Source organism: Trinickia dinghuensis, assembly GCF_003367175.1.
Classification (GTDB): Bacteria; Pseudomonadota; Gammaproteobacteria; order Burkholderiales; family Burkholderiaceae; genus Trinickia; species Trinickia dinghuensis.
This window is the reverse complement of sequence record NZ_QRGA01000018.1, coordinates 185,534-195,603: the sequence shown is the minus strand read 5'-3', so window position 1 is coordinate 195,603 and position 10,070 is coordinate 185,534. Positions and strand designations below refer to the sequence as shown.

10 protein-coding genes are annotated in these 10,070 nt (G+C 60.0%); 3 read left to right on the top strand and 7 right to left on the bottom strand.

Annotated features, from left to right (window positions below):
- Positions 1-354: 354 nt before the first annotated feature.
- Positions 355-876 carry a GNAT family N-acetyltransferase gene (locus DWV00_RS27915; RefSeq protein ID WP_115536849.1) on the bottom strand — a complete coding sequence of 174 codons (522 nt, stop codon included), beginning with the start codon at positions 874-876 and terminating at the stop codon, positions 355-357.
- Positions 876-1,151: a type II toxin-antitoxin system TacA family antitoxin gene (locus DWV00_RS27910; protein WP_115536848.1), complete on the bottom strand. Its 276-nt coding sequence runs from the start codon at positions 1,149-1,151 to the stop codon at positions 876-878. The genes DWV00_RS27915 and DWV00_RS27910 overlap by 1 nt, the downstream gene beginning before the upstream one ends.
- Positions 1,152-1,392: 241 nt before the next feature.
- Between DWV00_RS27910 and DWV00_RS27905 the strand changes: the two genes are divergently transcribed.
- Positions 1,393-1,992, top strand: a complete 600-nt coding sequence (locus tag DWV00_RS27905; RefSeq protein ID WP_115536847.1) for a hypothetical protein — start codon at positions 1,393-1,395, stop codon at positions 1,990-1,992.
- Between the two features lie 365 nt (positions 1,993-2,357).
- Here the strand turns inward: DWV00_RS27905 and DWV00_RS27900 are convergent, their stop codons facing one another.
- Both DWV00_RS27900 and DWV00_RS27895 read right to left on the bottom strand, forming a co-directional pair.
- Positions 2,358-3,557 carry a hypothetical protein gene (locus tag DWV00_RS27900; protein WP_245965065.1) on the bottom strand — a complete coding sequence of 400 codons (1,200 nt, stop codon included), beginning with the start codon at positions 3,555-3,557 and terminating at the stop codon, positions 2,358-2,360.
- 85 nt (positions 3,558-3,642) lie between these two features.
- Positions 3,643-6,078: a TOTE conflict system archaeo-eukaryotic primase domain-containing protein gene (locus DWV00_RS27895; RefSeq protein WP_342767012.1), complete on the bottom strand. Its 2,436-nt coding sequence runs from the start codon at positions 6,076-6,078 to the stop codon at positions 3,643-3,645.
- Between the two features lie 56 nt (positions 6,079-6,134).
- Here DWV00_RS27895 and DWV00_RS27890 point away from each other — a divergent pair, with 56 nt between their 5' ends.
- Together DWV00_RS27890 and DWV00_RS27885 are read left to right on the top strand one after the other, a co-directional pair.
- Positions 6,135-6,362 (top strand): AbrB/MazE/SpoVT family DNA-binding domain-containing protein, encoded by a 228-nt coding sequence (locus DWV00_RS27890; protein WP_009889671.1) that lies wholly within the window; start codon positions 6,135-6,137, stop codon positions 6,360-6,362.
- On the top strand, positions 6,359-6,742 hold the full coding sequence (locus DWV00_RS27885) for a type II toxin-antitoxin system death-on-curing family toxin (RefSeq protein ID WP_115536846.1): 384 nt from the start codon (positions 6,359-6,361) through the stop codon (positions 6,740-6,742). Before DWV00_RS27890 ends, DWV00_RS27885 begins: the two co-directional genes overlap by 4 nt.
- A 43-nt stretch (positions 6,743-6,785) precedes the next feature.
- Here the strand turns inward: DWV00_RS27885 and DWV00_RS27880 are convergent, their stop codons facing one another.
- The 3 genes from DWV00_RS27880 to hemL are packed head-to-tail and all read right to left on the bottom strand — an operon-like array spanning position 6,786 to position 9,871.
- A complete protein-coding gene (locus DWV00_RS27880) occupies positions 6,786-7,415 on the bottom strand; it encodes a riboflavin synthase (RefSeq protein WP_115536867.1) in 630 nt (209 codons plus the stop codon).
- A gap of 20 nt (positions 7,416-7,435) precedes the next feature.
- Positions 7,436-8,569, bottom strand: a complete 1,134-nt coding sequence (gene ribD / locus DWV00_RS27875; protein ID WP_115536845.1) for a bifunctional diaminohydroxyphosphoribosylaminopyrimidine deaminase/5-amino-6-(5-phosphoribosylamino)uracil reductase RibD — start codon at positions 8,567-8,569, stop codon at positions 7,436-7,438.
- A gap of 18 nt (positions 8,570-8,587) precedes the next feature.
- Positions 8,588-9,871 carry a glutamate-1-semialdehyde 2,1-aminomutase gene (gene hemL / locus DWV00_RS27870; RefSeq protein WP_115536844.1) on the bottom strand — a complete coding sequence of 428 codons (1,284 nt, stop codon included), beginning with the start codon at positions 9,869-9,871 and terminating at the stop codon, positions 8,588-8,590.
- Positions 9,872-10,070: the final 199 nt, after the last annotated feature.

The window sequence follows — 10,070 nt, the reverse complement described above, 5'->3', positions numbered from 1 at the left end:
TTTACTGCTACGTCGCCCTCAGGAAATTCCAGCAATCTGAACCAGAGAAACCGAAAAACCGATCCCCATTGACACCGGGAGTCATATCAGTCTTTCGGGGCTTCGTCGACCCGAACAGACCTCAAGCCGTCTCTCCGAATTGGTTGCCGTTTTTGATTCAACGAATCATATGAGTTTCGTGGGAGACGCCGCCGACAACATCCTTTCGACATACCGCGCAATTATGTTGAGGCCGGCCAGAGATGCTTGTCGCGCAAGGCGACCGGTTCGGTGGCGCTTGCGTATACCGTCAGAAATACCGTCACATCAACGAGGCTGTAAAGAGACGTCAATAGACGATGACCTCATCGATCTCTACTTCGGTTTGCCTGATGCAGCAGGCGTGAGTAGTCGACGGGCATCCTTGAGCAACAGCAGCAATTGCTGTTCTCGCACCGGCGAGGCCTCAAACCCGAAACGCAGATAGAAGCGTGCTGCATCCTCATCGATCGGGTGTGTCAGCAGCGCGCGAACGCCGACTTGCTCGGCGATGGCTACAGTGCGCCGGATTGCATCTTGCAGCATACCGATCCCGACGCCCCGCCCATGATCCTGCATTGCTACCGCTAGCCGAGCAAGGATGACAACAGGGATTGGATAGGCTCCCATCCCTTTGCGTACACGATCAGGCGCCTCCAGAGTATCGATTTGCCCCACGGCCAGGCTGTAATATCCGACTAGGCGCTGATCTTCGGTAACGACGTAAGTCTTGGCCGAACCACTAGACTGGGCCTGCCGCGCATGGCGCAGGAGCCAGTCATTCAGGCCGGGCTTGCCGCAATCGAAGCCGTCCAGGACATGGCTGGCGCCTAGAGCTTGCGGTGCGGACAGCGGCATCAGTTCTCCCAAGGCGCTGTTCGGGAGAACAATTCCTTCAAGCCCGCATTGTCTTGGGGCGGCCGATCGAGCATGTCAAGCAGTGCTTGCGATTGGCTTTCAGTCACCAAGAACAAACGTTGGTCGAGCAGGGTTCGTTCGGCGACCTGACAGGCGCTGTCGAGAATAAAATCGGTCATTGATTTGTGCGCGATCTCGGCGGCACGGCGCAGCACTGCTTCCTGCTGCGGCGTGGCCCGCAAACCCAAGCGGGCAGAGCGGGTAGATGTGCCCATAAGAATTCCTCCTTCAGAGGTACGTCATGTTAGCACAATGGGCGTACACTTTCCATCGATGCATGTTGTTCCCTTTTTTATGCTGTTTCTCCATTGCACCCAAACAATTTCAGCGTAGCGGGACGCGTTGCCCGGGATCGAAGCGCGATCACCTCGCCCGACCGCATTCTCGGAACTTAAGTTTCAAGTCGATTTGCCGATATAAGAGCAGCCAATAACCACAATGATTCGAGAGGGATCTATGCTTCGCATTACGACTTGCTTACTGATTGCTGGCCTGCTTGCGGGTTGCAATGCCACGTTTCAAGCGCAGACACCTAATGCCACGACAGGCTTGTTCGCATCGACGAGTGCCCTCAAGCCCGCAGATGTGAAGGTTGCTGAGAAATTCGATCCCGCCTACGAGCAAATGTTGTATTTGAAAGTCGATGCCGAGACACCCAATCCCCGCTTCGTGGATTTTTTCCAATCTGCTTTCAAATCGATGCATACGTTCAAGAAGGTCGTGACGAAGGACGACATCCAGCAAATTGTCATCGAGCGCAATCTAGGCAGCAAGGTACCGAGCGTCTCGGACTTGGTTGGGCTAAACAATCTCAGCAAGGAGATCGGCCCGTTTTTGATCGTTGAGCCGAACGCGGTGTGGAAGGGCGGCTACATGTTCGAGGGAACCCTAAAGGTGACGGATGCCAGCACCGGAAAGGTTGTCTTGTCGATCGACAAGACAGCTTTTAATATGGCCGGTCTCGATGACCCGCTATTCAACCCGATGCTCAATGGATTTATCGACTGGACGCGCGGCAAGCCTATCGCGCAAAAGCCAGGTGCGGACAGCCAATAAATTCCGCACCCTGAAGGGCGAGGCCCCGCTTCGCCCTTTAACGCACTTGTGGATGGTCGTTTGATCGTGTTGTTGTGTCTTATGCCGCTTCCCTTCGCGGATAGCAAAAAACGTCAACGCAACGATTTATCCGAGGACGCCGTCGACAACATCCTTTCGACATACCGCGCGATTATGTTGAGCCTGGTGGGAAAGGCTTGTCCCGCATAGGCAGAGGCGAGAAAAGTCGCTCGTATACCGTCAAAAATGCCGTCAAGTAGCGGTGGTTGTAGCGAGACCGCAATGGATGCCACGAGACGCATCACAAGATGGAAGGTCCCTCGCTGTACTCCGTCCGCATCGAGGGCGATTAGTACTTTCGTCGCTCACCGTTTTGGCTCCCACAAATATCCCGCCTTCGTCAACCGGGCAACCCAGGCGCCGCGCTTTCCGTGCTGCGCCATCAGTCTAACAAGCCGACGTCGAAAAATCGTATCGCGTTTGACGCTTGCATACGCCTCGGCAAGCTCCTGCAGCGCGCGGAAAGCCTGGTCGTAGGACGATCCCGATCCACGCTGGAGCTTCGAATCGATGGTGGACCAAGTGCTGTCTTCGTCTTCAAGAAGCGACGCAAGGTAGCTCGAGCGCGCTGCTTTGCGTCGTGCTTCCTCGGCCTCACGCGCTTCGTGTTCCCGTTGTTCGCGAACGCCGCGATGAAAACTGACCCGCGCCTCAATTTCGCTTACCCGTCGTGGGGCTGGGCTCGCAACGCGATTGGGAACCCGTGCCTGCTCCCACGCGAGGAACCGGCGCCGAAGGATTCGCTCGGCTTCCTGGTTCCGCCCATCGAGCAGCATGCGTAGCGCTGCCCGCATTTCATTTTCCGTCAACTCGAGCAGCCAGGAATCGAGCCGCTCATTAACGTCTGAGGCGGCAGCGTATGGAGGGCTCTTTTCTGCCGCGGCGGCGAGCCAATCGGGGGCGAGCATCAGGAATTCCGCAAGAGCGTTCTGCGCGGGCGTCAGTGTCTTGAGTCCATCCGGCAATGGTGGTTCACGATCGTCGTCGCGCAACTCGCCGTTACGTAGCCGTGCTAGCCAGCCGAGATAAAGCGGGCGTGTGTCGCCTCTAATCAGTTCGTCGCGGATGGGCAGCAACCGGGCCATCCACCCTTCGCCGTCAGCTTCTTCCGAGAAGCGATCGTATTCTCCAGAGTCATCGTTGAACCACCAGTCGAGGAGGCAATGTTCGCCATTGTCGACGACATTGAATGCATCCGCGAATTGCGAACGTGCTGCCCGGCCGCTGTGCCTGGTGTAATCGAGCAGCGACTGCGCATCGAATATCGCCTGCGGTAGCCGCAACAGGAGGCGACAACTGCCCCAATTGGAGGAGTAGACATGGGCGTCGAAATAGCGCTCCACCCAGTCGAGCGGATCGCCTTTGAGGTTGCCCCAGTGATATTCATTGACGAAGCTCGAGGCCGTAATCGTCGCGCGCGTGGAGAGGCTTCGCAACTCAGTCTGTTGTTGCGCGGTAAGCAGTCTGTCAATTGCGGCAAATTCGTAGTACTGGTATTCGCTCACGTTTCAATCTACTTTTCGGGGGCAGCAGTTGCCGCCCCGGGTTGTAGCCCGCAGAACCTTCCTGCTTTTGACCTTTGATCGTCCACTACAGAAGCCGATGGGCCGGGGTGGCTTGCTCTATCCTATAGCCCATTGCGCGATATCCTGCTTGCCGCTTGTCCCACATCCGAAGCAAGCCCGGATGTCCTGTGTCGACGAAATCGAGGATGCGAACATCGGCTTTCGTTGCATGCTCTCGGTGCAGTCTTCCAGCGTATTGCTGAAGCGTCCCTTTCCACGAGATGGGCATTGCGAGGACGAGCGTATCAAGCGGGGGATGGTCGAAGCCTTCGCCCACGAGCTTACCAGTTGCCAGAATCACTCGCGGAGCATCGGCCGGCAGCGCTTCGAGTTCGGCGATGACAAGATTTCGTTGTTTCTTCGGCATGCGCCCATGCAGTGTGAAAATCTTTCCGACTTTTCCGATCAGAACTTGTTCGATGGCCGCAACGTGTTCGGTGCGCTCGGTCAGAACGAGAACCTTGCGCCCACTGGAAAACGCGCCGACCACTTCATCCCCGATGGCGGCTGTACGGTGCGGATCGGTAACGACATGCCGGAATACATCCTGAATACCAGCCTCGGCAGGTAGGTCAATCGTCGACGACTGAATTCGGGGAACGACCTCAAGGTCGTGTGGCGCGGCGTCCGGTCGCGAGGCAGTATGGCGGATAGGTCCGCATTGCATGAATATGATCGGATGTTGGCCGTCTCTGCGGATTGGTGTCGCAGTTAGCCCGAGTACATATTTCGCTCGAGCCCGCTTCAGCAATCCTTCGAATGAGACCGCGGAGAGGTGGTGACATTCATCCACGATCACGTGCCCGTACTGCTCGATCAGCTCACTCGTGTCCCCGCGGCGTGAGAGCGATTGCATCACGGCAATATCGATTCTCCCGCTGGGCTTCGCCTTTCCACCGCCAATTGTGCCGACAACGCCTTTGCCGACACTGAGAAACGCCTGTAGTCGCTCCTGCCATTGCCGAAGTAGCTCGGTTCGGTGCACAAGGACCAATGTGTTCACACCCCGCCGAGCGATCAAGGCCGCCGCGGTTACTGTTTTACCAAATGCGGTTGGAGCGCATAGCACCCCGGTATCGTGCCGAAGCATCGCCGTGACAGCTTCTTCCTGATCGGCTCGCAACGAGCCTGAAAAGGTGACATCAAGGGGTTCGCCCGGAAACCGCTCGTCGTGAAGTTCGCACTTTATTCTGTTGTCACGAAGCAACCTGCGGGCAGCGTCGAGACATCCGCGCGGTAAAGCGATGTGCTTCGGATGGTTTTCCGCACAGCCGATAATTCGTGGTTTATCCCAGACAGGGAAGCGCATCGCCTGGGCCTTAAAGAATTCGGGATTTGGAAAGGCAGCGAGACGGATCAGCCTGTTTAGCAGAGGCTGGGGGATACGTGCTTTCTCGAAATAGACGAGATTGGCTGCGGTGACAGATAGCGAAGCCGGCATCGGACCCGGCAGTGTGTCTTGCTGGCTTTTGCGCACTTTCCACGGTTCCGCCTGGTCCTCCTCGGTGATGAAGGTTACGTCGAGGGGATGCGTGCCGCCCGTAGCGTCCATGATGGCCTGCTCGACAGCGTCAGTCGCCATCGACTGGATCGACGCGAGGTAGGTCCACTGGTCGGTGTAGGGTTGGAGGTCCCCGTCGACGAAAACGCTGCGATTCTGCTCGCGCGGCGTCTTTTGCAGAGGAAGTGCAATGAGATTGCCGAAGCCCCCCTTCGGCATCGTGTCTTGATTAGGGAAGAGGCGGTCGTAGGATGCCAGCTTCAGTTGCCGGGTTCGCGCGCATGTGTGGCTGATGACGGCAGTGCCTAAGCGTCGCGCATCCCGTGCGGGTACGGCTGATCGGAAGAAAATCCAGACGTGCGCGCCGTTTCCGGATCGTGAGATTTCCAACGCGGCTGGTATGCCTAGTTCAGCGCATGACGACCTGAAAGCCTGAGCATCTTCCCGCCAGTCGGCGTCATCGAAATCAACGGCAAGAAAATGACAGGTATCGTCAGCCAGCAAGGGGTAGACGCCAATCGTGTGCCGACCAGCAAGGTGGTCATAGATGATCTCGTCGGACAACGGTATCAGGAGGCGGTGGCCGCAATCGGCGCATTTGATCCGGGGTTTCTCACAAATACCGGGTCTCCACTCGTTGGCACAAGCGGGTGAGTATCCTGATTTGCCAGCCGTGCTTTGCCATCTGACCGGATAAACGTCGGTACGACCCCGAAACAGCCGGCGAAACAAGGCGACTTTTTCGTCCGTGCTGAGCCGGAGCGCCTCAGCCTGCTGCGAGGCCACTGGCTCGGCCAACGGCTGTCGGAAATCGATGCCGTGCGCTTCGAGCATGGCCCTGAGTCGCGCATTTTCGGCGCGCAAACGCTCCAGTTCGCGGGTCTCGGGTGTCATGTCAGCGTTGCGAATGGGATAGCCACCTTTCTGTTCTCGGATGTCAACGGTGGAGGAGCGGTTCAATCCTTGTCCTTCGAACAATTGCTATATAATGAAAATTATATAGCGCGGAGGGCATCATGCTTACATTCAAGGTCACCACGGTCGGGGCTTCGGCTGGCTTCATCCTTACCAAGGAGGCGATGGCAAGGCTCAAGGTGCAGAAGGGCGATACTGTGTACTTGACCGAGGCGCCCGAAGGCGGCTACCGAATTACGCCGTACAACCCGGATTTTGAACGCCAGATGAAGCTGGCGGAAGAGATCATGCACGATGACCGCGATATCTTAAGGGCACTGGCCAAATGAGGGAATGGCGCTGGGTGCGTGCGGATCTAACCTACGCAATCCACGATCGCCAGCTTGCTGAGCATGGTGGGCTCGATGGCGTGCGTGACAAAGGCGCGGTGGAGTCGGCACTGGCGCGGCCGCAAAATCTCGATATCTATGCGCGTGCGGACGCGGCGGCGCTCGCCGCTGCGTATGCCTATGGGTTAGCGCGGAATCACGGCTTTACGGACGGCAACAAGAGAACTGCCTGGGTCGTTGCGCGCCTTTTCCTGGCAGACAACGGCTATCGGCTGAAGTTTGATCCGGCCGACGCCGTTAAGACCATGGAAACGGTTGCTGCCGGCACGCTCGACGAAGATGCCTTGGCGGAGTGGTTCCGGCAACGGATCGTCGCGTAAGTTGGCAGGCGACTAAACGCGAAACTCGCGCTGGATTAACCCGTTACGAGCGTCCCATGAGCGACGCCGATGACAGCATCCTTTCCACATACCGCGCGATCAAATCCACTTCGAGATTGACCTTATCACCGGCCGTCAGGTTTCTAAGCGTGGTTACCGCAACCGTATGCGGGATCAAGTTGATCGAGAATTCAGACCCGTCGTTTCGATCGTCCACGCTGTTGACGGTCAAGCTCACGCCATTCACGGTGATCGAACCTTTGTATGCGAGGTATCGCCCGATCTCGCGCGGCGCAAGCACGCGCAACTCGTGCGATTCGCCGACGGGTTCAAATCGCACCACGATGCCTAGCCCATCGACGTGCCCCGAAACGATATGCCCACCCAAGCGCTCATGCGCCGTCAACGCCTTTTCGAGGTTGACCTCACCCGACTCGGTCAGGCCGACCGTGCAATTGAGGCTTTCGCGCGAAACATCGACGTCGAACGTGCGTGCCGTCTTCTCCACCACCGTCATGCACGCGCCTTGAATGGCAATGCTGTCGCCGAGTGCGACATCACCTAGATCTAGCGCCCCTGCATGGATCGTCAGCCGTACGCCGGCGTCGGCATCGGTTCCCAGCGGCTTCACTGCTTCGATACGGCCGACAGCCGCGACGATTCCTGTAAACATCTTGAGCGTTCCTTCTGTGTTCAATGTTCCGTCGACGGCGTTTGCGATTGCGCCTGCAGTCGAGCCAAGATCCGCAAGTCGTCGCCGACGCGGTCGATCGAATGAAAAACGAGCCGGGTTCGTGCCTCGAGCGCCGCCGGCGCGACCACATCGAACATCCCGGCCGACCCCGCGCCGAGCAGGCTAGGCGCCAAATAGACCAGCAGTTCGTCGACGCACCCTTCGCGTATCAACGAGCCGTTCAGCTTATGCCCGGCTTCCACGTGCAATTCGTTGATGCCGCGTTCGCCAAGCACTTTCAACATGGCGGGCAAATCGACCTTGCCGTGTGAATTGGCCAGCGGCACGACTTCGACGCCGCGTGCCGCTAGCGCCTCGGCATGCGCGGCATTGCGCTCGTCGATGCCCGCGCAAAACACGAGCGGAGGCACGCCGTCGAGCAGCCGCGCAGTCAACGGTACGTCGAGCCGGCTATCGATGAGTACGCGCAGCGGCTGCCGCGGCGTCGCGAAGTCGCGCACCGTCAACTGAGGGTCGTCCTCGCGCACGGTACCGATGCCCGTCAAAATCGCGCAAGCGCGTGCGCGCCACGCGTGGCCGTCGGCGCGCGCGGCTTCGCCTGTAATCCATTGGCTTTCGCCGCTCGGCAGGGCGGTGCGCCCGTCGAGCGAGGCCGCGACTTTCATCCGCACCCACGGCCGCTTGCGCGTCATGCGCGACACGAAGCCGATGTTCAACTCGCGTGCTTCATGGGCGAGCAGGCCGCAGCGCACGTCGATGCCCGCGTCGCGCAACATCGCCAAGCCGCGCCCCGACACCTGCGGATTCGGATCTTCCATCGCCGCGATCACGCGTTTGACGCGCGCATCGATCAGCGCGTGCGCGCACGGCGGCGTGCGGCCGAAGTGACTGCACGGCTCCAACGAGACGTAAGCCGTCGCGCCTTGCGGATCGTGGCCGCGCCGGCGTGCGTCCTTCATGGCCTGCACCTCGGCATGATCCTGGCCGGCCGGCTGCGTGAAGCCCTCGCCGATCGCCACGCCGTCCTTGACGAGCACGCAGCCTACGCGCGGGTTCGGTGTCGTCGTGTACATGCCGCGCGCCGCGAGCGTCAGCGCGCGCTGCATATGGATGAAATCGGCTTCGGAGAACATGAGCGGTGCGCTTAGGGCTTAAGCGGCGCGCGCCGCGAACGCACCGCGCGCCGCTTCGATCGTCGCGTCGATCACGGCGTCGTCGTGCGCGCTCGACACGAAGCCGGCCTCGTAGGCCGAAGGCGCGAAGTACACTCCGGCGTCGAGCATCTGATGGAAGAACACGTTGAAGCGCGCGATGTCGCTGCGGGAGACGTCGGCGAAGCTCGCGGGTATCTGCTCGGTGAAGTAAAGACCGAACATGCCGCCCACGGCATCGGCGCAGAACGGCACGCTCGCATCGCTCGCGGCGGCGGTAAGGCCGTTCGTGAGCCGTGCCGTGCTCGCCGCCAGACGATCGTAGAAGCCCGGCGCTTGAATCAACTCGAGCGTCTTCAGCCCGGCCGCGACGGCGACCGGATTGCCCGACAGGGTGCCCGCCTGATAGACGGCGCCTTCCGGTGCGAGCAGCGACATGATGTCGCGCCGGCCGCCGAACGCCGCGGCCGGCATGCCGCCGCCGATCACCTTGCCGAGGCAGGTGAGGTCGGGCGCGATGCCGTACATCGCTTGCGCGCCGCCGAGCGCCACGCGGAAGCCGCACATGACTTCGTCGAAGATCAGCACGGCGCCGTGATGCGTGCAGAGGCGCCGCAGCGCTTGCAGGAATTCGGGATTGCCGCGCACGAGATTCATGTTGCCGGCGACCGGCTCGACGATCACGGCGGCGATCTCGTCGCCGAAGGCGGCGAAGGCTTCTTCCAGCGCCTGCGTGTTGTTGTATTCGAGCACGGTCGTGTGCTTGGCGATGTCGGCCGGTACGCCGGCCGAGGTCGGATTGCCGAACGTCAGCAGGCCCGAGCCGGCTTTGACGAGCAGGCTGTCGGCATGGCCGTGGTAGCAGCCTTCGAACTTGACGATGCGGTTGCGCTGCGTGAAGCCGCGCGCGAGCCGCAGCGCGCTCATTGTCGCTTCGGTGCCGCTCGAGACGAGGCGCACTTTCTCGATCGACGGCACGAGTTTGCAAATTTCCTCGGCGATTTCGATTTCGGCTTCGGTCGGCGCGCCGAACGAGAAGCCGTCGGCGAGCACCCCTTGTACGGCTTCGAGCACTTCCGGGTGCACATGGCCCACGATCATCGGGCCCCACGAGCCGATGTAATCGATGTACCGCTTGTCTTCGGCATCCCAAAAGTAGGCGCCTTGGGCGCGCTTGACGAAGCGCGGCGTGCCTCCGACGGAGCGAAAGGCGCGCACGGGCGAATTGACACCGCCGGGGATGGTGCGTTGGGCGCGTTCGAACAGGGCTTGGTTGCTGGACATGGATGGAATGGGTTTCGACGATGGGCCGGCCGGGTCGAACGCTCGCGCGAGCGCGGCGGACGCGGGCTGGCAGGATTGCGCCAATTGTACCGAAAGCGGGGCGGAGGGGCCGGGTAAGGGCGATGGGGCGGGTGAGGGGCGCGGATAAAGCGCGAATAAAAAAAGCGCCCACGAGGGGCGCTTTGAGAGTACTGCTCCA